Origin of the sequence: Geomicrobium sp. JCM 19039 (assembly GCF_000698145.1) — a bacterium.
Taxonomy (GTDB): domain Bacteria; phylum Bacillota; class Bacilli; order Bacillales; family Marinococcaceae; genus Geomicrobium_A.
On the sequence record NZ_BAXB01000009.1, the window covers coordinates 83,250 to 109,991 of the forward strand.

The 26,742-nt window shown below is 44.4% G+C and carries 19 protein-coding genes, 6 pseudogenes and 1 other annotated feature; of the genes and pseudogenes, 24 read left to right on the top strand and 1 reads right to left on the bottom strand.

Going from position 1 to position 26,742, the window contains the following annotated elements; all coding sequences use genetic code 11:
* Positions 1–29 precede the first annotated feature (29 nt).
* From ilvC to JCM19039_RS10780, 24 genes and pseudogenes are all read left to right on the top strand, one after another.
* Positions 30–1,052: a ketol-acid reductoisomerase gene (gene ilvC / locus JCM19039_RS10685; RefSeq protein ID WP_042426921.1), complete on the top strand. Its 1,023-nt coding sequence runs from the start codon at positions 30–32 to the stop codon at positions 1,050–1,052.
* The gene (locus JCM19039_RS10690; protein ID WP_042426925.1) at positions 1,039–2,592 is read left to right on the top strand and encodes a 2-isopropylmalate synthase; all 1,554 of its coding nucleotides are present in this window, start codon (positions 1,039–1,041) and stop codon (positions 2,590–2,592) included. Before ilvC ends, JCM19039_RS10690 begins: the two co-directional genes overlap by 14 nt.
* 16 nt (positions 2,593–2,608) lie before the next feature.
* A pseudogene (leuB, locus tag JCM19039_RS10695) lies at positions 2,609–3,681 on the top strand (3-isopropylmalate dehydrogenase).
* Between the two features lie 11 nt (positions 3,682–3,692).
* A pseudogene (gene leuC, locus JCM19039_RS10700) lies at positions 3,693–5,106 on the top strand (3-isopropylmalate dehydratase large subunit).
* Between the two features lie 20 nt (positions 5,107–5,126).
* On the top strand, positions 5,127–5,717 hold the full coding sequence (leuD, locus tag JCM19039_RS10705) for a 3-isopropylmalate dehydratase small subunit (protein ID WP_042426927.1): 591 nt from the start codon (positions 5,127–5,129) through the stop codon (positions 5,715–5,717).
* Positions 5,718–5,820: 103 nt separating this feature from the next.
* Positions 5,821–6,072, top strand: coding sequence for a hypothetical protein (locus tag JCM19039_RS27275; RefSeq protein ID WP_307190222.1), 252 nt, complete (start codon positions 5,821–5,823; stop codon positions 6,070–6,072).
* A complete protein-coding gene (locus JCM19039_RS10710; RefSeq protein WP_307190223.1) occupies positions 6,069–7,313 on the top strand; it encodes a sodium/glutamate symporter in 1,245 nt (414 codons plus the stop codon). Before JCM19039_RS27275 ends, JCM19039_RS10710 begins: the two co-directional genes overlap by 4 nt.
* Positions 7,314–7,388: 75 nt before the next feature.
* Positions 7,389–7,652 (top strand): hypothetical protein, encoded by a 264-nt coding sequence (locus JCM19039_RS10715; protein WP_042426929.1) that lies wholly within the window; start codon positions 7,389–7,391, stop codon positions 7,650–7,652.
* Entirely contained in the window at positions 7,649–8,386 is a 738-nt protein-coding gene (locus JCM19039_RS10720) for a hypothetical protein (RefSeq protein WP_042426931.1), read from the top strand. Before JCM19039_RS10715 ends, JCM19039_RS10720 begins: the two co-directional genes overlap by 4 nt.
* Before the next feature lie 113 nt (positions 8,387–8,499).
* Positions 8,500–9,813 (top strand): trigger factor, encoded by a 1,314-nt coding sequence (gene tig / locus JCM19039_RS10725; protein ID WP_042426934.1) that lies wholly within the window; start codon positions 8,500–8,502, stop codon positions 9,811–9,813.
* Positions 9,814–9,920: 107 nt separating this feature from the next.
* Positions 9,921–10,037 (top strand): annotated as a pseudogene (locus tag JCM19039_RS23175) (ClpX C4-type zinc finger protein); the annotation flags it as partial.
* 244 nt (positions 10,038–10,281) lie between these two features.
* Positions 10,282–11,562 carry an ATP-dependent protease ATP-binding subunit ClpX gene (gene clpX, locus JCM19039_RS10730; RefSeq protein ID WP_042426936.1) on the top strand — a complete coding sequence of 427 codons (1,281 nt, stop codon included), beginning with the start codon at positions 10,282–10,284 and terminating at the stop codon, positions 11,560–11,562.
* Between the two features lie 130 nt (positions 11,563–11,692).
* Positions 11,693–13,366, top strand: coding sequence for an ATP-dependent protease LonB (lonB, locus tag JCM19039_RS10735; protein ID WP_042426939.1), 1,674 nt, complete (start codon positions 11,693–11,695; stop codon positions 13,364–13,366).
* 127 nt (positions 13,367–13,493) lie between these two features.
* On the top strand, positions 13,494–14,201 hold the full coding sequence (locus JCM19039_RS25470; protein ID WP_373975456.1) for an LON peptidase substrate-binding domain-containing protein: 708 nt from the start codon (positions 13,494–13,496) through the stop codon (positions 14,199–14,201).
* Complete coding sequence (locus JCM19039_RS25475) at positions 14,167–14,754, top strand: AAA family ATPase (protein WP_255343653.1); 588 nt, start codon at positions 14,167–14,169, stop codon at positions 14,752–14,754. The genes JCM19039_RS25470 and JCM19039_RS25475 overlap by 35 nt, the downstream gene beginning before the upstream one ends.
* Before the next feature lie 32 nt (positions 14,755–14,786).
* A pseudogene (locus tag JCM19039_RS26500) lies at positions 14,787–15,840 on the top strand (S16 family serine protease).
* A complete protein-coding gene (yihA, locus tag JCM19039_RS10745; RefSeq protein WP_042426942.1) occupies positions 15,827–16,414 on the top strand; it encodes a ribosome biogenesis GTP-binding protein YihA/YsxC in 588 nt (195 codons plus the stop codon). The pseudogene JCM19039_RS26500 and the gene yihA overlap by 14 nt, the downstream one beginning before the upstream one ends.
* A gap of 317 nt (positions 16,415–16,731) precedes the next feature.
* A pseudogene (gene hemA / locus JCM19039_RS10750) lies at positions 16,732–18,138 on the top strand (glutamyl-tRNA reductase).
* 89 nt (positions 18,139–18,227) lie between these two features.
* A pseudogene (gene hemC, locus JCM19039_RS10755) lies at positions 18,228–19,162 on the top strand (hydroxymethylbilane synthase).
* Positions 19,159–19,902: a uroporphyrinogen-III synthase gene (locus JCM19039_RS10760; protein ID WP_042426946.1), complete on the top strand. Its 744-nt coding sequence runs from the start codon at positions 19,159–19,161 to the stop codon at positions 19,900–19,902. The pseudogene hemC and the gene JCM19039_RS10760 overlap by 4 nt, the downstream one beginning before the upstream one ends.
* A 1-nt stretch (position 19,903) precedes the next feature.
* Complete coding sequence (gene hemB, locus JCM19039_RS10765; protein ID WP_373975470.1) at positions 19,904–20,881, top strand: porphobilinogen synthase; 978 nt, start codon at positions 19,904–19,906, stop codon at positions 20,879–20,881.
* On the top strand, positions 20,881–22,167 hold the full coding sequence (gene hemL / locus JCM19039_RS10770; protein WP_042426952.1) for a glutamate-1-semialdehyde 2,1-aminomutase: 1,287 nt from the start codon (positions 20,881–20,883) through the stop codon (positions 22,165–22,167). The genes hemB and hemL overlap by 1 nt, the downstream gene beginning before the upstream one ends.
* 274 nt (positions 22,168–22,441) lie before the next feature.
* Entirely contained in the window at positions 22,442–23,629 is a 1,188-nt protein-coding gene (gene spoVID / locus JCM19039_RS10775) for a stage VI sporulation protein D (RefSeq protein WP_042426955.1), read from the top strand.
* A complete protein-coding gene (locus tag JCM19039_RS10780; protein WP_042426958.1) occupies positions 23,622–24,647 on the top strand; it encodes a hypothetical protein in 1,026 nt (341 codons plus the stop codon). Before spoVID ends, JCM19039_RS10780 begins: the two co-directional genes overlap by 8 nt.
* A gap of 1,522 nt (positions 24,648–26,169) precedes the next feature.
* On the opposite strand, the gene JCM19039_RS10785 is transcribed toward JCM19039_RS10780, so the two are convergent.
* Positions 26,170–26,376, bottom strand: coding sequence for a hypothetical protein (locus tag JCM19039_RS10785; RefSeq protein ID WP_042399091.1), 207 nt, complete (start codon positions 26,374–26,376; stop codon positions 26,170–26,172).
* A 115-nt stretch (positions 26,377–26,491) separates the two neighbouring features.
* Positions 26,492–26,710, top strand: a binding site (T-box leader).
* The last annotated feature ends 32 nt before the right edge of the window (positions 26,711–26,742 follow it).

Sequence of the window (26,742 nt, forward strand, 5' to 3'; positions counted from 1 at the left end):
TATAACACAATTTAAAGGAGAGATTTAAGATGGCTACAGTATTTTATAATAATGATATTAATGAGAACGTACTTGGAGGAAAAACAATTGCCGTGATTGGATATGGCTCACAAGGACATGCGCACGCATTAAATATGAAAGAAAGCGGAGTAAATGTAATTATCGGCATCCGCAAAGGACGCTCTTGGGAGAAAGCAGAAAAAGATGGGTTTGACGTATACGAAGTTTCCGTAGCTGCTGAGCGTGCAGATATTCTCATGCTTGCTCTACCCGATGAAGCGCAGCCTGCAATCTATGAAAATGAAATCAAGCCGTATTTAACAAGTGGAAAATCACTCGTATTTGCACATGGATTTAACATTCATTTTAGCCAAATTCAACCACCAGCAGATGTGAATGTGTTTATGGTCGCTCCAAAAGGTCCAGGTCATATCGTGCGTCGTACGTATGAAGCAGGTGCAGGTGTTCCAGCACTTTATGCGATCTACCAAGACCCTCATGGCGAGGCAAAAGATCTAGCACTTGCCTATGCGAAACAAATAGGGGCAGGTCGAGCAGGGATTATTGAAACAACGTTCCAAGAAGAAACAGAAACAGACCTATTCGGTGAGCAAGCTGTCTTATGTGGCGGAACGTCCGCACTAGTAAAAGCCGGTTTTGAAACACTTGTTGAAGCAGGATACCAACCAGAAGTCGCATACTTTGAATGTTTACACGAATTGAAACTTATTGTTGACCTGATGTACGAGGGCGGTTTGGAGTACATGAGGTACTCGATCTCAGATACTGCACAGTGGGGTGACTTCCAAGCTGGATCTAGAATTATAACGGATGATACGAAACAAGCCATGAAAGAAATCCTTGATGACATTCAAACCGGGAAGTTTGCTAAAGGGTGGATTTTAGAAAACCAAGCGAATCGTCCACAATTTAATGCCATTAATAATCGTGAACATGCGCACCAGCTGACAGAAGTTGGTCAAAAACTTCGAGAAATGATGCCGTTTGTTAAACAAGACCAAAAAGGAGTGGTATCACGTGCGGGCAGTTGAGTTTTTTGACACGACTTTACGAGACGGTGAACAGCAACCGGGTTTAAATTTAAATCGTGACGAAAAATTGGAAATTGCAAAGCAGCTCGACCGTTTAGGTGTTGACATCATTGAAGCCGGGTTTCCGGCTTCCAATGAGGGCGACTTTTTATCCGTCAAGCAAATTGCAGAAACAGTAAAAAATAGTACGGTGACCGGTCTATCGCGAGTGAAAAAGCAAGACATCGACATTGCCTATGATGCGCTGAAAAACACTGCAGCGCCTAGAATTCATTTGTTCATCGCAACGTCTGACGTTCATATTAAACACAAATTGTTCATGACCCAAGATGAAGTATTGGCTTCTGCTGTCGAAGCTGTTAAATACGCAAAGACGTTGTTCGAGACAGTTCAATTTTCAGCAGAAGATGCGTGTCGGACGGATTGGGAATTTTTAACGAGAATTTCTGAAGCGGTCATTGAAGCGGGTGTTGACGTCATTAATTTACCGGATACGGTTGGGTATACAACGCCGAATGAAATTCGCGCCATGTTTAAACACATGAAAGACAACGTAAAAGGCGTTGAAAAGATTAAACTCTCAAGTCATTGTCACGACGACTTAGGAATGGCGGTTGCCAATTCACTTGCAGCTGTAGAAGGTGGAGCTGACCAAGTGGAATGTACCATAAACGGTTTAGGGGAGCGGGCAGGCAATGCTTCACTTGAAGAAATTGCCGTCGCTTTGCATATCCGAAAAGATCATTACCAAAGATCATCAAACCTAGTACTTTCTGAAATCAAGCGAACGAGTAACTTAGTGAGTACGTTGAGTGGTACTGTCGTTCCTGGTAATAAAGCCATTGTCGGCGCTAATGCATTTGCTCACGAATCCGGGATCCACCAAGACGGAGTTTTAAAAGAGAGCACCACGTATGAAATCATCACACCAGAACTTGTCGGTGTTGAAAAGAATAAACTCGTTCTCGGTAAGCTCTCTGGTAAGCACGCTTTTCGAAATAAAGTCGTTGAACTTGGGTTTGATCCGACAGATGAAGAGTTAAAGCGAGTATTCTCCTCGTTTAAGGCACTTGCCCACAAAAAGAAAAATGTTACCGATGATGATATCTTCGCGCTAATGGCTGCTGACAAGGCTGGCAGTCCAGTCGGTCAATATGAACTGCAAAGCTTGCAAGTAAACGTAGCGACGCAAGCGAACGTCATCCAGACGGCAACAGTCATCGTAAAAACACCGAGCGGTGAAACGGTTGAAGAAGCGGCAACGGGTAAAGGGAGTGTTGAGGCGGTGTACAACACGTTGGCTCGGATCATCGGTGAAGAGATCCGACTTGATGATTACCGTATTCAATCGGTAAGCGGTGGAGAAGACGCACTAGCTGAAGTGGTTGTTCACCTTACGTATAAGGATGATTCGTCACTTGGAAGAGGCACGGCACATGATGTGTTAGAAGCTTCCGCATATGCCTATTTGAATGCAGTGAACCGAATCTTACTTGGAAATCCTGCGAAGCAATCCGCTGAGCAACCGGTAAAGTCATAGAAGTGAGGGTGCAGTAATGAGCGTGAAAAAAATAGCAGTATTGCCTGGGGATGGCATTGGACCGGAAGTGACAGAAGCGGCAGTTGCTGTGTTACAAACCGTAGCAAGGAAGCGGGATCACCAGTTTGAGTTTTCGTATGGGAGCATCGGAGGTGCTGCCATTGATGAAACGGGAGACCCCTTTCCTAAGCAAACCGAAGAGCTATGTAAAGGAAGCGACGCGATTTTGCTTGGGGCTGTTGGTGGTCCGAAATGGGATGGAATTGATGTGGCAAAACGTCCGGAAAAAGGTTTGCTCAAAATGCGGAAAGAATTAGGGTTGTTTGCGAACTTGCGACCAGTAAAGGCGTACGCTCCTTTACTGGATTCCTCTCCATTAAAGCGTGAAGTCGTTGAAGATGTCGATGTTTTGATCGTGAGGGAACTGACCGGAGGCATTTATTTCGGTGATCATGAACGAAAAGAAGACAACGGAGAAGTATATGCTGTTGACACACTTACGTACTCGGTATCAGAAATTGAGCGGATTACGGAACGTGCCATTGATGCGGCTGCTCTTCGGAGCAAGCGGATCGTATCTGTGGATAAAGCAAACGTATTGGAGTCGAGCAGATTGTGGCGCGAGGTGGTTGAAGAAAGAGTCGCAAACCATTCCGATATTTCTTTGTCGCATATGCTCGTAGATAACGCAGCAATGCAGCTCATTCAGAACCCGTCCTCATTCGATGTCATTCTAACAGAAAATATGTTTGGAGATATTTTAAGCGATGAAGCGTCCATGCTGACAGGGTCTCTCGGGTTATTGCCATCAGCAAGTCTCGGCGAAACTGGACCCGGTGTGTTTGAACCGATCCATGGCTCGGCCCTGACATTGCTGGTTTAGAATTGGCGAACCCATTGGCTGCAATTTCGTCAGCCGCCATGCTATTAAAATATGGATTTGGTTTTGCAGAAGAAGCAGAGCAAGTAGAACGAGCGATTCTTTCTGTGCTCGAACAAGGGTATCGAACGAAAGATCTTCAACGGAACGAAACAAAAGCGCATACGACAAAAGAAATGACTGAAGCGGTCATTCAAGCGTTAGCATAAGGAGGGGAAGAATAATGGCAAAAACAATCATCGAAAAAGTTTGGGATCAACATACGGTCACTCAAGAAGAAGGGAAGCCTGATTTGTTGTATATTGATCTTCATCTTGTTCATGAGGTCACGTCTCCGCAAGCTTTTGAAGGGTTACGTATGAATGGGAGGTCTCTTCGTAGACCGGATTTGACGTTTGCAACGATGGATCATAACATCCCTACAGAAGATCGAAGAACGATTACCGATCGGATTGCAAAAAAACAAATTGATGTGCTCGTTAAAAACTGTGAAGAGTTTGGGGTAGAGCTCGCTGACCTCGATAGTCCGAGCAACGGGATTGTTCATATTATTGGACCGGAGCTTGGATTAACTCAACCAGGAAAAACAATCGTTTGCGGGGATAGTCACACGTCTACGCACGGTGCATTTGGCGCTTTAGCTTTTGGTATTGGTACGAGTGAAGTTGAACACGTGATGGCGACCCAAACTTTATGGCAAAGTCGGCCAAAGACGATGGAGGTTGTCATTGATGGCCGTCTTAACAGTGGTGTGAGTGCAAAAGATATTATTTTGGCGCTCATTGCCAAATACGGTGTGAATTTTGGAACAGGGCATGTGGTTGAGTACCGGGGTGAAGCGATTCGTGGTCTAACAATGGAAGAGAGAATGACCATTTGTAACATGTCAATTGAAGGAGGGGCGAGAGCGGGTTTAATTAGCCCTGACCAAGTGACGTTTGATTACTTGAAAGGGCGTGAAAATGTCCCGAAAGGTGATGAGTACGAACAAAAGGTCAAAGAGTGGAAAGCGCTAGCTACCGATGATGGGGCAACGTTTGACGAGACGCTCACATTGTCAGCAGATGAAGTGAAGCCGATGGTGACGTGGGGAACAAACCCAGGTCAAGGAATTGCTATTGACGGTGTCGTTCCGTCTCCTGCAGATGCAAAAAGTGATGCTGAGCGAAGAGCAATTGAACAATCATTAGCGTATATGGGTCTCACTCCTGGTACAAAGATGGAAGACGTTGAAATTCAACACGTATTCTTAGGTTCATGTACAAATGCGCGAATTAGCGATCTTCGCGAAGCCGCGCGCTATATTAAAGGAAAGAAAGTAAAGCCAGACGTTCGTGCCTCGTCGTACCTGGTAGCATGCAAGTGAAACGCAAGCAGAAGCAGAAGGGCTTGCGGAATTATTTATTGAAGCCGGTTTTGAGTGGCGAGATGCAGGATGTAGCATGTGTTTAGGAATGAACCCTGACCAAGTACCTGCAGGTGAGCGCTGTGCTTCCACGTCGAATCGTAATTTCGAAGGACGACAAGGGAAAAATGCCCGTACGCATTTGATGAGTCCGGTTATGGCTGCAGCTGCAGCGGTTCACGGTCATTTTGTTGATGTAAGAAAGATCGAAGCAGAGCAGGTTACGTAAGGAAAAAGGAGGCGATAAACGTGGAGAAATTCACGACGCATAAAGGAAATACAGCGGCTCTCCCTTTTGTGAATATTGATACCGATCAGATTATCCCAAAGCAATTTCTAAAGCGTGTGGAGCGATCTGGTTTTGGTCAATTTCTATTCTATAATTGGCGCTTTCTCGATGATGAGTCCCCAAATCCAGATTTTGCGCTTAACCATTCGAGTGCTGAAGGTGCGACAATTTTGCTAGCTGATGAAAACTTTGGCTGTGGTTCATCCCGAGAACATGCAGCGTGGGCACTTCAAGACTATGGTTTTCGCGTTGTCATTGCACCGAGTTTCGGTGATATTTTCTATAACAACAGCTTCAAAAATGGATTGCTACCGATACGGATTGAAAGTGAACAGGTGAGAGAGTGGTTGAAAGCGAGTGAACACACGTCATTTGACTTACTCATTAACCTTGATGATCAATATATTGAAGATCCTTCAGGAAAAAGGCATTCATTTGACATTGATTCGTATTGGAAAAATATGATGGTTCATGGATTGGATGAAATTGGACTCACTTTACAATATGTAAATGACATTCGTGAATATGAAGCAAAGAAACAACCATTATAAAGGAAGAAAGCCGGATTTATTGACCGGCTTTCTTCCTTTTTTTGTAGGTAAAATCATACAAATCCAGCATTTTGTATAGATGTCGTTTTAAAAGCCTGTTAGTTTGGGTAAAGAAAAGGTATTCATGTTTGCTGTTCGTCATGAATGTGGAGAAAGCGAGGAAGGTGAGTACATGGAAGCAGTAGAAATTGTTGGATTTGCACTAGTTGTTATTAGTATTGTTCTCATCATCGGGAAATGGATACGATTGAAAGTTCCCGTACTTCAACGGTTATTTTTGCCGAGTTCAATTATTGGTGGGTTCTTTGCCTTACTATTTGGGCCTGAGGTATTAGGAAGAATTATAACGCAGTGACCGGAAACGAGGTCATGCCATACGGGATATTTACAGAACCAATGTATGAAGTGTGGGCAGAGCTTCCAGGTATACTTATTAACGTCGTATTTGCATGTTTATTTATTGGTTTTGCACTGCCTAGGTTACAAGACATATGGAAAGTCGGTGGGCCGCAAGTAGCACTCGGTTATACGATTTCTTGGGCTCAGTACGCTGTCGGTATTCTGGTCGCCATAACGATTTTAACACCGTTGTTTGGCATGAGCCCTGCAGCAGGTGCACTTATTGAAATTAGTTTTGTTGGCGGTCACGGAACTGCTGCGGGACTTTCCGATAGCTTTGAATCATTAGGGTTTGAAGAAGGTTATGATCTTGCGATTGGCCTTGCAACGGTCGGTCTATTGTCCGGTGTTCTTATCGGTATTATTATGCTGAACATCGCTGCGAGAAAAGGCGCTTCGGAGACATTGAAACACCCTGATGATATATCTGTTGATCAACAAACAGGTGTGTTAGATCAAAACCGCCGTGAGCCTAGTGGGCAGATGACGACGTCAACCGTTTCCATCGATCCACTAGCATTTCACATCGGTATGGTCGGCTTGTCTATTTTTATCGGGTATTGGTTGCTCGAAGGGTTAATGTGGGTCGAAGAGGCTTTATGGATTGAGCAAATGGAATTGATTGCTCATGTTCCTCTCTTTCCATTCGCAATGATTGGCGGGATTATCGTTCAAATCTTTATTACTCGGTTTGATAAAAACGATATCGTTGACCGCCCAACGATTAGTAGAATCCAAAATACGGCACTGGACCTGCTTATCGTCAGTGCGCTCGGTACACTGAGCTTACAAGTCATCGGGAATAATCTCATGGAATTTATTATTTTAGCTGTTGTTGGTGTTGTGCTTAACGTTGTGATGTTCTTATATCTCGCACCACGCATGATTCCTCATTATTGGTTTGAGCGAGGAATGGGTGACTTTGGTCAGTCAATGGGTGTTGCCGCGACAGGCATTATGCTCATGAAAATTGTCGACCCAGAGCAAAAGACACCAGCAATGAAAGCATTTGGCTATAAACAAATTCTATTTGAGCCGATGGTTGGTGGTGGACTTGTAACGGCAGCAGCGATGCCAATCATCATTCAGTTTGGAGCCGTACCAGCACTCATTGTGGCGACTGTTCTTATGATTGGTTTTTGGTTGCTCGGTGTGTTATATTTTGGGAAAAACAAACAAAACGAAACGCGCTCATAGTGAACGCGTTACCGCTCAACCTATGGCGAGGCGATGCTTCGTGCATAGGTTGTTGCTCTGGATTGAGGGATCGTCATGAATGAAGAAGAACAAAAGGTGATCGTGTTTCCTGGTACGGTTCAGCGTTTAATAGAAAACGGTCTGAATGATTTAAAAGGCGGGCAGTTTGAGAAATCGCTCCACACGTTTCAGGAAGTGATCCAATTTGAGCCCGATCATCAAGAAGCAATCTATGGGAAATGGGTGTCACTGCTCAAATTGGAAAGGCACAACGACGTGATACAAGAAGCGTATGAAGGTCTTCCGCGCTTAGGGCATTTATATAGACAAGGCTCATGATTGTTGTCACGGCATTAGTAGAGCAAAGTCGTTGGCAGGAACTGGCCGATCTTATTAACGATGCAGCGGATGCAAATCATATTCAATTGAATGACGATCTAGAGTTTCGTGCACTTCTTGAAGAAGCGAACCGTCATAAGGAAGCGCCTGCAATCGAAAAGGAAGAGGACACGCGACCTGTTCCCACCGACCTTACGGAATCATTGCGATTTGGATCGGCGGAAGAACAGTGGTCGGCATTTCAGCAGTTGAAGACGTATCCTCTCGTCGTAGTTATTGACACTTTCGACGATGTTTTACAGGACAAAGACCGGTCTCCTGTCGTTAAATCACTCATATTGCTTCATCTTAAAGATGAGGAAATGGAAACATCTGTATTCGTTCATAAAAGCGAAAAGGAACAAACAATTGTGCCGAAAACCCTTCCGGCGTTAGAAAATTATGCTGGAGAGTCACAGACTGAGATTTTCTCAGCGCTTGCTCCAATCGAATCGGACAATCCCCACTTGTATGAGACGTGCCGGCACGTGTGGGATTGGATGGGGGTCATATTGTATCCTTTCAAATATGAAAGAGCTTCGTCAATGGATTGGGCAGCGGCCCTCCATATTGAAGCACTTCGATATGGAGGCGAAGACTTAGACACTCATAAAGATGAGTGGGTTGGATACTATGGAGCAAATCAAGTAAATGTTAATGAGTTGCTCGTGATGTTCAAACACTATGAAAGGTAGATACTGGCGAACTTTTCTAATTTGGTGCGATTGAAATGCACGTGGAGTATGTTATAATATAGTGGTTGTAAAAATGGAAGCGTAACCTATGAAACTTGGAGGGAACACAATAAATGACTGCAAAATGGGAAAAAGGTGAAGGAAACCAAGGGGTCCTCACTGTCGATGTAGATGCTAAACAATTTGATGAAGCCATTGATCAAGCATTTGAAAAAGTCAAGAAAAGCGTAAACGTACCTGGATTTCGTAAAGGGAAAGTCCCACGCAAACTATTTGAATCTCGTTTTGGTGTAGAGTCACTCTATCAAGATGCACTTGATATTGTTCTTCCAAAAGCTTATTCAGAAGCGGTAGAAGAGACAGGCATTGAGCCAGTAGACCAGCCAGAAATTGATATTAAAGAAATGGAACAAGGAAAGACGTTAACATTTACAGCGAATGTCATTGTGAAGCCAGAAGTTGAGCTTGGCGATTACAAAGGGTTAGAAGTTCCTGCATTTAACACAGAAGTGAATGATGAAGATGTTGAAACTGAATTAAATAACCTACGCGATAAGCAAGCAGAGCTTGCTGTTGTTGACGAAACTGCCCAAGATGGCGATACGGTTGTTTTTGACTTTGAAGGGTTTATGGACGGCGAACCTTTTGAAGGTGGAAAAGCAGAGAACCATTCGCTAGAGCTAGGATCTGGTCAATTTATTCCTGGTTTTGAAGAGCAAATGATCGGCTTGAAAGCAGACGATGAGAAAGATGTCGAGCTTACGTTCCCTGAGGAATATCATGCCGAAGACCTCGCTGGTAAACCGGCAGTATTTAAAGTGAAAGTTCACGAAGTGAAGCGCAAAGAACTTCCTGAGCTTGACGATGAATTTGCAAAAGACGTAGACGAAGAAGTTGAGTCACTAGAAGCACTAAGAACGAAGAAGAAAGACGAACTTCAGCACAATCTCGAGCATGAGAAAGAGCATCATTACAATGATACCGTTGTAGAAAAAGCAGCGGAGAATGCAACTGTCGATATTCCAGATGCAATGATTAAAGCAGAAACTGATCGCATGATGCAAGAAATGGAGCAGCGTTTCCAATCACAAGGCATCTCTATGGATATGTACTATCAAATGGCAGGAACAGATGCAGAAGGTATGAAAGAGCAATTTAAGCCAGAAGCAGAAAAGCGCGTTCGCATGAACCTTGTACTTGAAGCCATTGCAAATGCGGAAGAACTTGAAGCGAGTGACGAGCGTGTCGAAGAAGAGCTCGACAAAATGGCAGAAATGTATCAGCGCGATAAAGAAGAAATTCGTCAACTACTTGCGATGCAAGGTGGCGTAGATTCTTTGAAAAATGATCTTCGCATCCAAACAGCTGTTCAATTCTTAGTAGATGAGAGTGTAACAGTTGAAGCAAAAGAAGATAAAGAAGCGTAAGTTGCAAAGAAGGCACGAGTCGTATTCGTGCCTTTTTATGCAATAGAAAACCGCTTCGATTGATCTTTTCATTGGATTCCTGTACATTAAAAAAGTAGGTGGAACAGATGAGCAGAAACGCAAAAGATCAAGAAGAACACAAGTGTTCGTTTTGCGGCAAAACGAAGGACCAAGTTAAGAAGTTAATTGCTGGACCGGGTGTCTACATTTGCAATGAATGTGTAGGCGTAGCTCAGAAAGAATTATAGAACAAAATGAGGCGCGAACGTCGTGTCCTCTTTTTTCTTGAATTCATGATTGTGTTCATTTTGTGAACGTACAGAAGGACCTCCATTAAAAAAACATGAATGAATTTACGTTTTTCAACGTAAAGCTGATGAAGAATGGGTACGATAATGTAGGGGCTATTGTTTGACGTGGAGCAACCATTCGGTGTAGTCTACATAATACAAAAGAGGGGTGAATCACATGATCAAGTTTAACGAGGAGAAAGGGCAACTCAAGTGTTCTTTCTGTGGCAAAACACAAGACCAGGTTCGGAAATTAGTCGCTGGACCCGGTGTATATATATGTGATGAATGTATTGAATTATGCTCTGAAATCGTTGAAGAAGAACTCGGAACCGATGAGGAAGTAGAATTTGAAACCGTTCCGAAACCTCAAGAAATTGACGGGATTCTCGATGACTATGTGATCGGGCAAGAAAGTGCGAAAAAGGCACTGTCGGTTGCTGTGTACAACCATTATAAGCGCGTGAACTCAACGATTGGTCAAGGTGGCGATGATGTTGAGATTTCAAAGAGTAACATCTGTTTGATCGGACCTACCGGTAGTGGTAAAACACTCATGGCCCAAACGTTGGCAAGAATATTGAATGTGCCGTTTGCGATTGCAGATGCGACGTCACTAACTGAAGCCGGTTATGTCGGTGAAGATGTAGAGAACATTCTTTTGAAGCTTATCCAAGCAGCAGATTATGATGTTGAAAAAGCAGAAAAAGGGATCATTTACATCGATGAAATTGACAAAGTAGCCCGCAAATCAGAGAACCCATCCATCACGAGAGATGTGTCTGGAGAAGGGGTTCAACAAGCACTCTTAAAGATTCTTGAAGGAACAACAGCAAGCGTGCCACCACAAGGCGGGCGTAAGCACCCTCATCAAGAATTTATTCAAATTGATACGTCAAACGTTCTGTTCATTGTTGGCGGAGCATTTGATGGGATTGACCAAGTCGTAAAGCGCCGTCTAGGTAAGAAAGTCATTGGATTCGGCTCTGAGGGCGAGAGCGGTGAAATGACTGAAGATGATTATCTAGATAAAATTCTGCCTGAAGACTTGCTTCGCTACGGTTTGATTCCAGAATTCATTGGGCGTCTACCGGTAATTTCAAGCTTGAAACAACTGGATGAGAATGCGCTCATTGAAATTCTCACGAAACCGAAGAATGCACTCGTTAAGCAATTCCAACGTTTACTTGAGATTGATGAAGTGGAACTTGAGTTTACGGAAGACGCTCTTACGGAAATCGCAAAGAAAGCGATTGAACGTAAAACAGGGGCAAGAGGTTTGCGCTCAATTATTGAGGTTATCATGCAAGATGTGATGTATGATCTTCCGTCACAAGATAACATTAGCCATTGTAAAATTACTGCTGATTGCGTGTTACACAACGCGTCACCAGTTCTTACGACTAAAGATGGCAAGTCGATCACGTTAGATGAGATCGTGCCGCGAGAAAGCGCGTAACATCTGAATCTTACAACCCGGGAGAATTTCTTCCGGGTTTTTTCGTGTGTGCATCGTGAAACTATGGGGATAGCTTCTGAGCGACCGAGTCATACTACTTGAGAATGATTCGGTTGTAAGGAGGAATTACATGAATTGGACATCGATTATCATGTTGGTTCAAGTGTTTTTTGGGATCGTTATTGGCCTTTATTTCTGGAACTTGCTAAAAAACCAGCGTACACAAAAAGTATCGGTCGATCGGGAGTCGAGAAAAGAGATGGTGCAGTTACAAAAGTTAAGGTCTGTATCTTTGAATGAGCCATTATCGGAGAAAGTCAGACCAGAATCTTTAGATGATATTATCGGACAAGATGAAGGGATTTTATCTTTAGAAGCGGCACTTTGTGGCCCGAATCCGCAACATGTCATTATATATGGTCCCCCTGGCGTAGGAAAAACTGCAGCCGCTCGTCTCGTCATGAATAAAGCGAAATCAAATGAACACTCCCCATTTTTACAAGAAGCACCATTTATTGAGCTCGACGGTACAACGGCAAGGTTTGATGAAAGAGGCATTGCAGACCCACTCATTGGGTCCGTTCATGATCCGATTTATCAAGGGGCAGGTTCGATGGGGCAAGCGGGCATCCCGCAGCCGAAACCAGGCGCCATTACAAAAGCACATGGTGGCATGCTTTTTATTGATGAAATTGGTGAACTTCATTCCATCCAGATGAACAAGATGTTAAAAGTACTAGAAGACCGAAAAGTGTTCCTGGAAAGTGCATATTATAGCGAAGAGAACATGAATATTCCAAGACACATCCATGATATTTTTCAAAATGGATTACCTGCTGATTTTCGTTTGATTGGAGCGACAACGCGGACACCAGATGAAATCCCGCCAGCCATTCGTTCCCGTTGCTTAGAAGTGTTTTTCCGTCCGTTAAAGCAAAAAGAGTTAGCCCGTGTTGCTGAAAAGTCCGCCAAGCGTTTGGAAATGAGTATCCACCCAGAAGGATTAGAAACGATCGCGTCTTACGTATCGAACGGCCGTGAAGCGGTAAATACAATTCAGATTGCAGCAGGATTGGCTACGAGTGAAAACCGTAATGAGATCGGCGTATCTGACATCGAGTGGGTCGTTCATGCCAGTCGTTTGACTCGGCGCCCCGAGAAGGTCATCCATCAAAGTCCGGCTGTTGGACGGGTTAATGGGCTTGCCGTTTACGGTCCTGATCTTGGTATGCTTTTAGAAATTGAAGCGACCGCCAGAAAGACCTCTGAAGGAAAAGGAATGTTGACAGTGACGGGAATCGCTGAAGAAGAAAATGCCGGTAATCAAATGCGATCCATCCGTAGAAAGAGCATGGCGCGAAGTTCAGTTGATAACGTCATGACCGTATTGCGGCGTCTTCAAGTGCCTGTTGACCATTATGATATTCATGTGAATTTCCCTGGGGGTACGCCAATTGATGGACCTTCAGCAGGTGCGGCGATTGCTACAGCGATCTATTCCGCCATCACGAACAAGAAAGTGAAAAACGATGTCGCCATGACGGGTGAACTCAGCATTTGGGGAACGATCAAACCGGTCGGAGGGGTGCCTGCAAAAGTCGCTGCTGCACTTGAGGCAGGAGCTTGTAAAGCGTATATCCCTGTTGATAATGATGAAACAGTGCTTCATCGACACGTTGGCATTGAAGTTATCCCTCTTTCATCTTTAGATGAATTATTTCTTCACGTGCTTAGTGAAGAATCTGTGCTTATGGACACAACGATGGATCATCCGATGAATCATAATCAATCCTCATCCATCTAATTCATGACGAGATGTGAGTTCATAGACACGTGATATTCGTTAAGCTACAATGAATATCATGAGTCTACAGAGCTTACGAACATATAGACAATTAGATGGAACAATGTGATTTAGGAAATGGGGGATGATGTTGACGTCAACTCAACACGAAAAACGTACCATTCCACTCCTTCCACTACGAGGAGTGCTTGTTTTCCCAGGGATGGTGCTTCATTTAGATGTAGGAAGATCAAAATCAGTGAAAGCATTAGAACAAGTGATGGTCGGTGACCAAGAAATTCTTCTTACAAGTCAAATTGATTTATCTGTTGATGAACCAGCAAAAGAAGACTTGTACACCGTTGGCACACTTGCTTACGTAAAACAAATGATTAAAATGCCAAATGGCACAACGCGTATTCTCGTTGAAGGCTTGAAACGGGCGACGATTGAGACGTTTACGAGTGAATTAGACTACTATGAAGTAGACATTCAAATACGTGTAGACAGTCAAGCCGGTGATGAAGATCCCGAAGAGAAGACGGCGTTAATGCGTTCGGTTTTGAAGCAGTTTGAGCAGTATACGAAACTGTCGAGCAAAGTATCAAAAGACACACTAAAATCAGTGCAAGATATCGACGAGCCAGGTTATTTTGCTGATCTCGTCGCTTCGCATCTGCCGCTACAAATTAAAAGAAAACAAGAGCTTCTTGAAACGTTCGAAGAAAAAGCGCGCCTAGAGCAACTTCTTGACATCTTAGAAAATGAGCGAGAAGTCCTCGGTTTAGAAAAGAAAATCGGCCAGCGCGTAAAAAAAGTCAATGGAGAAGACCCAAAAAGAATACTATTTGCGTGAGCAGATGAAAGCCATTCAAAAGGAATTAGGAGATAAGGATGGCAAAGGTGGCGAAGTAGAAGAGTTAAGGACGCGTATTGAGGAGTCCGAGATGCCGGAGAACGTGAGTGAAAAGGCATTAAAGGAATTGGCGCGCTACGAAAAGGTTCCGGCGAGTTCAGCAGAAAGCTCCGTCATTCGCAATTACATTGAATGGTTGACGACGATTCCTTGGAGTGAAGAAACGACGGACCGTCTCGACCTCGATCATGCAGAGAAGGTGCTAAACGAAGATCATTTTGGGTTAGAGAAAGTGAAAGAGCGTGTGCTCGAACATTTAGCAGTTCAAAAGCTCACGGATTCGCTGCGTGGGCCCATTCTTTGTCTCACTGGGCCTCCTGGAGTTGGGAAAACATCGCTTGCCAAATCCATTGCTCGATCGTTAGAGAGAGAATTTGTCCGCATCTCACTTGGAGGTGTTCGTGATGAAGCAGAGATTCGTGGCCACCGCCGCACGTATGTCGGAGCGATGCCAGGGAAGATGATACAAGGGATGAAAAAGCTGGTGTCATGAATCCGGTATTCCTGCTCGATGAAATTGATAAAATGGCGAGTGATTTTCGAGGAGATCCGTCATCAGCTATGCTTGAAGTGTTAGACCCTGAGCAAAACCATCAGTTTGGTGACCATTACATCGAGGAAACGTATGACCTTTCCAATGTCATGTTTGTCACGACAGCAAATCAAGTGGGGGCAATCCCCGCACCGTTACGTGACCGGATGGAGATGATCCACATTGCAGGTTACACGGAAATCGAGAAACAAGCCATTGCTACGGATCATTTGTTGCCAAAACAAATTAAAGTACATGGGTTAACGAAAAGTGACGTGCAAATCCGCGAACAAGCACTAATGAAAGTGGTCCGTTACTATACACGCGAAGCGGGCGTCAGAAATCTAGAGCGGAGCATCGCAACGCTTTGTAGAAAAGCGGCTAAACAGATCGTAGCCGGAGAGAAAAAACGTGTCATTATTACCGAGAGTATCGTTGAGGAGATGCTCGGAAAACCGAAGTTTCGGTATGGGATGGCAGAAGAAGAAGACCAGATCGGTGCAGCTACAGGTTTGGCGTACACAGCCGCAGGTGGCGACACGCTGTCTATCGAAGTGTCATTGGCAAAGGGAAAAGGAAATCTCACACTGACCGGGAAACTTGGGGATGTCATGAAAGAGTCCGCCCGAGCGGCGTTTAGTTACATTCGTTCGAAAGCAGATGAATTTGGCATTGATGAGCGGTTTCATGAGAAGTATGATATTCACATTCATGTACGAAGGGGCGACACCAAAAGACGGTCCTTCTGCAGGAATTACAATGGCCACAGCTCTGTTATCAGCATTGACGGGCCGACCTGTGAAGAAGGAAGTCGGCATGACAGGAGAAATGACGTTGCGTGGACGTGTACTACCTATTGGTGGTCTAAAAGAAAAGTCGATGAGTGCGCATCGTGCCGGTCTCACAAAAATTATCATTCCTCATGATAATGTCAAAGACTTAGATGATGTGCCAGATAGTGTGAAAGAAGCTGTCGAGTTTGTCGATGTGACGAGCTTTGATGAAGTTGTAAAGCATGCGTTGGGAGAGAAAGATGAACGTAAATAAAGCAGAATTAAAGATCAGTGCCGTTGGTCCAGACCAGTATCCAACTGAAGACTTCCCTGAACTTGCCTTTGCAGGGAGGTCCAATGTTGGGAAATCATCATTTATTAATACGATGACAACACGCAAAAAGCTCGCGTACACATCTCAGCAACCAGGCAAAACAAAGACATTGAATTTCTTCAATATTAACGATGTCTGTTATTTTGTTGATATTCCTGGGTATGGTTATGCGAAAGTGTCCAAAAAGGAACGTGCAGCGTGGGGTAGAATGATCGAGGAATACTTAACGACGAGAGACAAGTTAAGAGGAGTCGTGTTGTTAGTCGATGCTAGGCACGATCCTACGAACGACGACCTTTTGATGTATGATTGGTTGAAGCATTACGAGGTTCCAATTTTGTTAGTACTCACGAAGATTGATAAGATTAATAAAACCCAACGAACAAAGCATATAAAGAACATTTTAGACATCATTGAACTTCATGAAGAAGACCGATACGTTGCATTTTCTTCAGAAACTGGTGATGGCAAAGATCAAGCTTGGAAAGAAATCCGTCGCTTATTACAAATTTGACGTTCGGGGCACAATGAATCTCACTTGAGCATTGTGCCTTTCGTTGTATTCCTTAATTCTTTACATGGAATGGGGGAATTTGGCTACAATATAAAGAGCACTTGTCGAAATGAGCAGTTCTGTTGAACGAAGGTTAGAAGTGTGTTCTAATGGAAAAGATGAAGATACTCATTACCGTATCGTTTCAGAGGTTGTTCACATTTTCGTGCATTCAGACGCATGCTTGCCATGTTACAATATAAATAGAGAATTAGGCTCGTGTAACGATCTTTAGCAGAGAAGAAGCAGAGCTTTATCATTGGGGGTGGAGACGAAATATGCATATTATTGTTGCTAGCATCGACTATAAAAGTGCCCCTGTCGATTTGCGGGAACAATTCGCGTTTGATGAAGAAGAATTACCCAAAGCTCTCCACATGTTAAGAGACATGAAGAGTATTTTGGAATGCACGATTATTTCTACGTGTAACCGGACGGAGATTTATGCCGTTGTTGACCAATTGCACACCGGTCGACATTTCACAAAGAAGTTTATCGCGCAATGGTTTGATGTTCAGCAAGAAATCTTTCAGCCGGTGTTAAACATTCGAGAAAACGATGAAGCCATCGAGCACTTATTGCGCGTATCTTCAGGCTTGAATCGATGATTCTTGGTGAAACACAGATTCTTGGACAAGTGAAATCAAGCTTCTCCCTGGCCCAAAAGAACGATGCAACGGGGACGGTGTTTAATCAGTTGTTTCGTCAAGCGGTCACGTTTTCAAAACGAGCACATGCAGAGACAGCATTAATGATAACCCAGCGTCCATTAGCTATGCAGCTGTAGAGCTAGGAAAGCAAGTGCTTGGGAATTTAGCGGACAAACATGTTCTTATTTTAGGCGCAGGAAGATGAGCGAACTGACAGCGAAGCACCTTGAAGCAAATGGTGCGGCAAGTATTACAGTTATGAATCGTACATTTGAACGAGCGCGAGAACTCGCAAATAACATGAGTGCTCAAGCAAGAGACATTGAAGAACTGCACGAGTGTTTAAAAGAAGCAGACATTCTCATCTCATCAACGAGTGCCGATCAATATGTTCTGACAAAAGCCGGTGTTGAAGACACATTGTCGTTACGATCCGATCAGCCTTTGTTTATGGTCGATATTGCGGTTCCCCGTGACTTGGACCCAGAGCTCGGTACGATGAACGGTGTGTTTCTTTATGACATCGATGACTTGGAAGGCATTGTTGCAGCCAATATGGAAGACCGAAAGGAAGCTGCAATTCAAATTGAGCGCATGATTCAACAAGAAATTGCCGATTTTAAGGCATGGATTGAAACGCTTGGTGTTGTTCCTGTCATTTCTGCATTACGGGAAAAAGCACTAACCATTCAACAAGAGACGATGGAGAGCATTGAACGGAAGATGCCAGAGTTGACCTCAAGAGAAAGAAAAGTACTTTCCAAGCATACAAAGAGTATCGTCAACCAACTTTTAAAAGAACCGATCACTCGTGCGAAGGAAATGTCTGGGGAAAATGATCGAGAGCAATCTCTTGCCTTATTTGTTGAGATCTTCGGTTTAGAAGAAGAATTATCAGCGCTAAAAGCACGTGAACAAAAGACGTTTAGACCGTCTGAAGATCGAGCGGAACCGACTGTCGAAACCCAATATTTAGAAGGTCGAGTGCTCCAAGAGCTTTTGCAGTATCGCTATGCAAGAGATGTCATTGTTTAGCATAGTAACACCAAAGACAACCGGAAGGCGCACCGCTTTCTGGTTGCTTTCGTGTATTCCACGAATCTAGGTATAATGGAGGCAACATGATGAGGAAAATTGTCATTGGAACGAGAAAAAGCAACTTGGCGGTTAATCAGGCAGAATGGGTGCTAAGCCAGTTAGAATCTTTAGGGTTACCGTATGAATTTGAACTCAAAAAGATTGTAACAAAAGGAGATCGCATTCTAGATGTCACGTTATCAAAAGTAGGTGGGAAAGCTTTATTTGTGAAAGAGATTGAGCATGCGCTTCGTGAAGGCGAAGTTGATCTTGCTGTACATAGCATGAAGGACGTGCCATCTGTCCTGCCTGAAGCTTTTACGCTAGCTGCCGTAACCGAACGAGAAGATCCTCGCGACGCACTGTTATCCAATAGCGGTGAAACGTTAATGGAATTACCTAGTGGGTCAGTTGTAGGAACGAGCAGTTTACGTCGACAAGCTCAAGTGCTCGCAGTTCGCCCAGATTTACAAGTACACTGGATTCGTGGAAACATTGAAACGAGAATGCGCAAGCTAAAAGAGGAGAATTTCGACGCGATCATATTGGCTGCTGCAGGTCTTAGCCGCATGGGATGGACAAATGAAGTCGTGACGGAATTTTTGGATCCAACAGTAAGCATACCTGCCGTTGGCCAAGGTGCTCTCGGCTTGAATGTCGAGTCGGTGATGAGGAAGTCATTACCATTCTACAGCATTTGCACGATGAGGAAGTGTCTCATACCGTCAGTGCGGAACGCTCATTTCTAAGAAACGTTGAAGGTAGTTGTACGGTTCCAGTTGCAGCCCATGCAACGATGAATGAAGGGCGGCAACTAACATTGACGGCACTAATCGCTTCTACGGACGGAAAAACTTTGCTCAAAGAAGAACTCACCGGAGATGATCCCGAGCAATTGGGTAAAATTGCAGCAGCGAATCTCTTTGAACGTGGAGGGAAAGAAATACTCGAACAAGTACGTGCTGAGCAGCGAGAATCTTGAGCCGTGCCGTCATCGTCACGAGAAGAAAAAAAGAAGGGGTGAAAGACAATCTCGTTCAAGCAATTGAACAAGTCGGAATTGCTGCTTGTCATTTTCCTCTCGTCGAGTTACAACGCCTACATACAGAGCAGCATCTTCCTAACCCAACGGAGATAGATCGAATCATCTTTACGAGTGCCAATGCCGTTTCGTTTTTCCTACAACAGGTTGAGTTGGATTATACGACTGTAAAGGTTGCTGCCGTAGGCAAGAAAACAAGTCGAGCGGCTGAACAAGCAGGGTTTACTGTTGATGTCGTTCCAAGTGCGGGCAAAGAAAATGCCGAAGGTCTGTTAGAAGTGTTACGAAAGAAGCTACTACCTGGAGAGCGGATACTTTTTCCAAAAAGCAAGCAAGCTCGACTCGTGTTGGAACAAGAGCTCCAACGTTTTGCTGTGCATGTGCATGCGGTTTCTGTTTACGAAACCGTTGCCACGCATGCAGACATAGACGTTTGGCGCCAACATGTTCATCATCCTGTCGTCTTTACAAGTCCAAGTGCAGTATCCGCTTACGAGCAAGTGATGAGCCATTTGCAAATCATCCCGGCAAAAACGATCGCCTTTGTCATCGGTCCGGTTACTGAACAAAGGGCGTTACGAACGGGTTTTTCTCAAGTAATTGCAGCACCACAAGCAACATTTGAAAGTTTAGCTACAACGATTTGTACGTATTTGAATAGGGGGATTCACAGTGAGTGAGATGAGTTTTGACAGACATCGACGTCTAAGAAGCAGTGAAACAATGCGGGGTTTGGTACGAGAAACGCGTATTGAGAAAGACGATCTCATTTATCCGATTTTTGCAGTGGAAGGCAGTGATGTTGGCAAAGAAGTTCCTTCGATGCCTGGAGTGTTCCACTATTCGTTGGACCGATTAGATGATGAAATTGATGAGATTGTGAACTTAGGAATTTCATCAATCATCTTGTTCGGTGTACCCGCCCATAAAGATGATGTCGGCAGCCAAGCCTATGCAGAAGAAGGGATTGTTCAGCGAGCCATTCGTCAAGTGAAGGAGCGGCATCCACACCTCGTCGTCATTGCCGACACGTGTTTGTGTCAGTATACCGATCATGGGCATTGTGGTGTCATTCATGAAGGTGAAGTGTTAAATGATGAATCTCTTCGGTTGTTAACGGAAACCGCTGTATCTCAGGCACGAGCAGGTGCTGATATCATTGCCCCATCCAACATGATGGATGGATTTACAAAAGCGATTCGAGAAGGTCTTGATGAAGCAGGTTTTGCAGATCGTGCACTCATGGCTTATTCCGTCAAGTACGCCTCTGCATTTTACGGTCCATTCCGAGATGCGGCTCACAGTTCACCAGCATTTGGAGATCGAAGAACGTACCAAATGGACCCGGCAAATCGTTTAGAAGCGATGCGCGAAGCAGCATCTGATGAGCGAGAAGGTGCTGACTTCTTTATCGTTAAGCCGGCGCTATCCTATCTTGATGTGATGCGAGACATTAAAAATCAGACGAATTATCCAGTTGTTGCTTACAACGTATCAGGTGAATATTCCATGATTAAAGCTGCGGCTCAAAATGGCTGGCTAGATGAGAAAGAAACGGTTCAAGAGAAATTAGTGAGTATGAAGCGTGCAGGTGCTGATCTTATTATTACGTATTTCGCAAAAGACATGGCCAGATGGATCAATGAAAGGAGTTCATAATGCGTACATTTAACAATTCAAAACAAGCGTATGAAAAAGCAAAACCAATCATGCCAGGAGGGGTAAGCAGCCCTGTACGTGCATACAGTTCAGTCGGAATGGACCACGGCATTTACATGAAGAGTGGGAACGGTGCACACATCACCGACCTCGATGATCAGACATACATCGATTACGTACTGTCATGGGGGCCGTTGTTGCTCGGTCATGCTGATCCAGTAGTCGTTGAACACCTTAAAAAGACAACAGAGCTCGGCACTAGTTTCGGGGCGTCTCACACGATGGAGACAGAGCTTGCGGAACTCGTTATCGACCGTGTTCCTTCTGTTGAAATGGTGCGGTTCGTTAACTCTGGTACAGAGGCGACGATGAGTGCACTACGCTTAGCTCGTGGGTATACGGGCAGAAACAAGATTGTCAAAATGGAAGGGAACTACCACGGACATGGCGATTCGTTACTCATTAAAGCCGGTTCTGGGGTGGCGACACTTGGACTTCCGGATAGCCCAGGAGTACCCGAAGGTACAGCTTCAAATACACTCACCGTCCCTTACAATGACTTGGATAGCTTGCAACTCGTGTTTGAAAAATACGGCGATGATATTGCAGCAGTGATTCTTGAGCCGGTGGCTGGGAACATGGGTGTCGTTTTACCAGAGGAAGGGTTTTTACAAGGCGTTCGTCACATGACTAAAGAGTACGGAAGTCTGCTGATTTTCGATGAAGTGATGTCTGGTTTCCGAGCAGGTTTCCATTCTGCACAAGGCAGGTTCTCTGTTACACCTGATTTGACTACGCTCGGCAAAGTCATCGGAGGGGGATTGCCGGTCGGTGCTTACGGCGGTAAAAAAGAAATTATGGAGCAAGTAGCGCCAAGCGGTCCGATCTATCAAGCAGGAACATTGTCTGGAAATCCTCTCGCGATGACCGCAGGGTATATGACACTTTCTCAAGTGACACCAGAGCACTATGAAGAATTTGAAAGAAAAGGTGCTCGTTTAGAAGAAGGAATTACTGAAGCCGCAAAGAAACATGGCATTACTGTTACATTTAACCGTGCAGGCTCGATGGTTGGGTTATTCTTTAACGACGGCCCCGTCGTTGATTTCAACACCGCGAAATCATCAAATGTTGAGCAGTTTGCCGCGTATTTCAGAGAAATGTTGCAAGAAGGTATTTCAATTGCACCGTCACAATTTGAAGGTATGTTTTTGAGTACGCAGCATACCGATGAAATGATTGAAGAAACGATTGCAGCTGCTGAACGAGCATTATCTAGAATCTAATGTGTACCCTACGATTTTAAAAAAGACGCCAAAAGCGAACAGCTTTTGGCGTCTTTTTAACGAGAGCAGACTTAGGTTTATGAACATATTTTCCGAGTTGGTGACATACGTTGATAGCGTACTGGCTAAATCTGTAGTGATATTCCCACCGTCTTGTAAAAAGGGTTGGATATACGGGAAGGGTCACAATGTTTGGTGAGCAAAAGTCGGGATGACAATCAGTGAACGGCTAGGCAAAGAAAGATTACGTTGAGTAGAAAAGGAGGAGCTGACTGTGAGCCAAGAACAGCCATCTGCGTTAACGTTTAACCTTGAAGAATCGGTATGGCTAGACCAGGGCGAGAGAATCCAAACCATCCTAGGGCTGGAGCTTGAACCTGAATTAACGATTCAAGAAGATGATCACCAAGTGAGCATTAAAGGAGGGTTGCACCTACTCGGTCAGTATGTTCCGTTTGATCAAAACGAGAGCTTTGAAGATTATGAAGGTGGGGGTGTTCCCCAAAGAATTGACAGCGTGCGAACGACAGAAAATGGCGAACGTGAAATCAAGCACTTCTTTCCGATTGAAGTTTCCATTCCGTTAAATCGGATCCAAAGTGTCGAAGAGTTGTATGTTCAAGTAGACAGCTTTGATTACGATCTTCCCGAACCGAGCTGCATCCAACTGGCAGCGGATGTTACGATTACGGGCATGATTGATGAGCATCAAGATGCGAAAGCTGAAAAGACGATTGCATCACCGCCTGAGCCATTTCCGAGGTTTACTCATGAAGTGAAAGTACCGGAGGAAGAATACGCTGAAGAGCGATATGAAGAAGAAAGCGATGTTACTCAAGAATCATGGTCCTCCGAGCTTGATGAAGAAGTTGACGAACTAGAAGAAGAGCCTTTCGCTCGAGATGAAGTGAAGTCTTACTACGACGCGCAAGAAGTAACAGATGAGGATACCGATCGTATTGAACACACCGCTTTTGTGGACGATCATATTTCAAATGGTGATGAGTCGACCGAAGAGGTTGAACAAGAAGAAGAACAAGAACAAGAAGAAGAACAAGAACAATGGACCGGAGTGGAAGAAGAAAAAGAAGATGTCCACTTGAATTTGAATAGTCACCGTGCCCAAGAAGAGCCTTCTTATGACAGCGAGGCACGCTACAGCAGAGAGCCGTTAGATGAGGAGCCTGTAGACAATCATGAGGAAGATGTGGAAGAAGAGCCACAAAAGCCTGAAAAAAGAAGAGAGAACGCGCTATACCTTACAGAGATGCTTGAAAAATGGGATCGGGAGACGTTCACCAAAATGAAAATGTGCATCATTCAAGATAATGAATCGTTAGACACGATCGCTGAGCGGTACGGGTTTTCCGTTCAACAACTTTTAAGATGGAACAATATGGACATGAACCATGTTGAAGCTGGTGAAATTATTTACATTCCAGTGCAAGCTCAACATGAATGATCAGGCGTGGCGTGCGGCCGTACACACCATTGTTGACCGTCCGTCCGACTGGCAGTGGGTGAGTGACCGCGTAATAAAAGTTGACCACCCGGACGGTCCTATGGCGATGAAGCGATGGGACCGAACACCCGGGGAACGGGATACGTTCTTGCAACATTTACGTTACGGTGAACGTTCAGGGATTCAAGGGATTATCCCCCTCATGACAAGTACGCGAGGGGATTTTCCTGTTTTTGAAGCTGAAGGATATGATTATTATTTAGAACCTTGGGTAGAAGAACAAACGCTCACGTCTCCACCATCCAAAGAGCTCAGATTATTATCTGTTCTTGCAGCGAATCATAAGATCTCTGAAAATGAGCAAACCATTGAAGAGGGTGCCTTGGAGGAATACGAACAAGAAGTTGATTTCATATGGAATCAACAGCGTCTTCATATGGAACAGTTGGCAGACCAGCTTGAGCAGTCTAGATTTATTTCTCCGTTCACGATGACGTATTTGCATGCCGGTCCATTTTTAGAACGAATGTTCCAATCTGGGAAAAGTGGATTTCAAAATTGGGCTCGCCACGTGAAGGAAAAAGAAACGTATCGGTTTGTCTTTTGTCACGGAAAACCTTCAATCGAGCACGGTTTAATTGCAGCCGATGGAAATGCATGGTGGACGAATTGGGAAGCGAGTGGACCGAATCATCCCGCATATGATCTTGCCTATTTTTATCAAGACATTGCAAGAAACCAACCGTTTCATGCGTTAGACTACCAAGCAATCGTTGGTACGTATGAGGCATATGGTCCTCTATGGGGAGAAGCAGATACGTCGTTACTCAAGGCGTTGATGCTAACACCAACACCGATTATTGATTTTGTCGAACAATATCGAGCCAATCCTCAAAGCTATGCGGAGCACCAGTGGACGGCAATGCTAGAACTGCGTTTGAATGCTCTAAGATACGGCGCAGAGCTAGTGAAGTGGAAAGAAGACCAAGAAGCAGCCATGAGACAAAGTGCAACCTAGTCTCGTGGCTGCTTTTTTGCAGAAGGTGGGGTGTTTAGAATGCCACCTGTATGTGCTGGACTAAATATTTTGAAGTCATAAAAATCACATAGCACGTCATGTTCGCTTCCGCCTTGAGCCATGCTAGTGGGGATGTGCATCATCCAAGTATATGAAGACGTTTGATCTTGAGTTTGCATTAGCTCTTTACTAGTGTTGAGCTAGTGATTGCTCACAAACACCTCTAGCTGTATAGCATTTGGGAATTTTAGGGGAGTGGTGATCTAGATCACCCCTGAAACGATCCATATAGAATGAACTTAACATTTTCCTGATTTGCGCTGTTGGGTGTTGGGTTGGAGGGATAGCGCGGTGCCATTTTGCGCGCTAGTTTGTCTAGTTTAACGATTTTGGCGCTCATACCGCTAAACTCGTGCGCAGTTTGTTCCAACTGGAGCGCAGATTCCAGGCTGAAGTGCCAACGACACGTTGGCCCGCTGGGGCCGAAACGAAACCGCACTCGGTTCGGCGCGTCTTGCGCCGACAGCTTATTGGGTACTTCGGTGCGGGGATGTACACGTGACTTTATAATCTGTTACCGAGTTTGCTCAATCTGTTCCCTAGTTTATGAGAATATACCGCTTTTCCTGCAATTTCCCCCCAAATTGAGAACCGTTCGGTCCCAACTCGAGCACAGTTTCCACTTTACCAAGCTTACCATTGGTTCTTGAAGAATTTCACTGTACCTATGTTCGAGATCGCTCTTTACGGCAAACGCTTCCTATTGTTTGTTGATGTTCACCTCGTTTTACTTCGACAACTTTGGTGTGGATCGTTGTTCGTCACTGCAAGAGTTGCGGGAAACAGGGTGAACGTTTACCGAAGAGTAAAAAGTCGTGACCTAGGGTCATCACCTGGCACAAGCATGTGAAGGCCTGTTACTTATGTGACAATTCATTCCTCAAACCGGGCACTTTCAGCCTCAACGGTCGCATATATCGCGATTTGTGACCGTTGACTCCGTTTATGTGCGAATTCACGTTTAAGATGATGATTTTTCTTTCTCAAGTGTCACGTAAATGAATATATGGGGCATTTGGACTTCTTTCCATACACCTTAGCCAGTAGGCAGAAAGGTGATCCGTTTCGTCCTTATGCTCTAGAGTGTCAAGAGAACACGGTGGGCGTACTTTGACTACCGATGTCGTCCTTGTGCTCTGGAGTGCAACCATCGGCTCCAGAGGTGCCGATGGTAAGCCATACGCACGTCTCGTCAGTCTCTGTGACAGAAAAGGGTCTGAGAATTTCTTGCGCCAGGTGAATGGAACGGAGGGTTGATGCAGTTACAACATTAAGTGTTAGTGATTTTTTTTAGTTATACATATAAAGATCACAAAATTCCCGTATCCCCTAACTGGAAATTGAATGATTCTGTCCACAATTTTATTCACATAACTCGAGGTAATCATATTAAACCGAATGTCCGTCATGACCCATCCGGTTTTTCGGTGATCTGTTTTTATAGACAGAGGCATAAATATATCTATTTTTGGAAATACCAGAAAGCACAAGCAAGAATAATGAGGATCAACACATCAATAAACGTGGCAAAAAACAACAAACGTAGCAACTGAAAGCAGATGATCGGAAGTAAGATTTGAGCAGCAGCCGCACGCCATTTATACACCCACGGTGGTCGTTTCTTCTTTCCGTACGGGTACTGCGGGGGCGGACTATAATATCTGGGCATCAGCACACCCCTTTCTTAGTTTTTACTCTATCCTATGCCTTCAAAACAAATCAGTCACCAATGTTGTTGACGAATGGTAAAGGCATCGGTACAATAAATACACAAACTGAATCCTCAACATGCGAAGAATGGAAGTAGTATGCACACATCCTCATACAGAGACGGGACCCTTGGCTGAAAGGTCCCCCGACAGGATAGGGCAGAAGTCGTCCATGAGCAGATCCTTTGAATGACCTTAGTAGAAGGAATACGTTAACTTACGTTACAGTTGCTAAGAGTATGAACAATTCTTGTTCATAAATAAAGGTGGTACCGCGAGCCCTTCGTCCTTTTCATAAGGAGAAGGCTCTTTTTTTATTCAAAAAA

Excerpts from the sequence above, each read along its gene's own strand:
- yihA (WP_042426942.1), top strand. The coding sequence starts at position 15,827 with ATGAACGTAAATAAAGCAGAATTAAAGATCAGTGCCGTTGGTCCAGAC.
- JCM19039_RS10785 (WP_042399091.1), bottom strand. The coding sequence starts at position 26,376 with ATGCCCAGATATTATAGTCCGCCCCCGCAGTACCCGTACGGAAAGAAG.
- JCM19039_RS10720 (WP_042426931.1), top strand. The coding sequence starts at position 7,649 with ATGATTGTTGTCACGGCATTAGTAGAGCAAAGTCGTTGGCAGGAACTG.
- JCM19039_RS10780 (WP_042426958.1), top strand. The coding sequence starts at position 23,622 with ATGAATGATCAGGCGTGGCGTGCGGCCGTACACACCATTGTTGACCGT.
- JCM19039_RS25470 (WP_373975456.1), top strand. The coding sequence starts at position 13,494 with ATGTTGACGTCAACTCAACACGAAAAACGTACCATTCCACTCCTTCCA.
- JCM19039_RS10715 (WP_042426929.1), top strand. The coding sequence starts at position 7,389 with ATGAATGAAGAAGAACAAAAGGTGATCGTGTTTCCTGGTACGGTTCAG.
- ilvC (WP_042426921.1), top strand. The coding sequence starts at position 30 with ATGGCTACAGTATTTTATAATAATGATATTAATGAGAACGTACTTGGA.
- lonB (WP_042426939.1), top strand. The coding sequence starts at position 11,693 with ATGAATTGGACATCGATTATCATGTTGGTTCAAGTGTTTTTTGGGATC.
- JCM19039_RS25475 (WP_255343653.1), top strand. The coding sequence starts at position 14,167 with ATGGAGAAGACCCAAAAAGAATACTATTTGCGTGAGCAGATGAAAGCC.
- hemB (WP_373975470.1), top strand. The coding sequence starts at position 19,904 with ATGAGTTTTGACAGACATCGACGTCTAAGAAGCAGTGAAACAATGCGG.
- tig (WP_042426934.1), top strand. The coding sequence starts at position 8,500 with ATGACTGCAAAATGGGAAAAAGGTGAAGGAAACCAAGGGGTCCTCACT.
- clpX (WP_042426936.1), top strand. The coding sequence starts at position 10,282 with ATGATCAAGTTTAACGAGGAGAAAGGGCAACTCAAGTGTTCTTTCTGT.
- hemL (WP_042426952.1), top strand. The coding sequence starts at position 20,881 with ATGCGTACATTTAACAATTCAAAACAAGCGTATGAAAAAGCAAAACCA.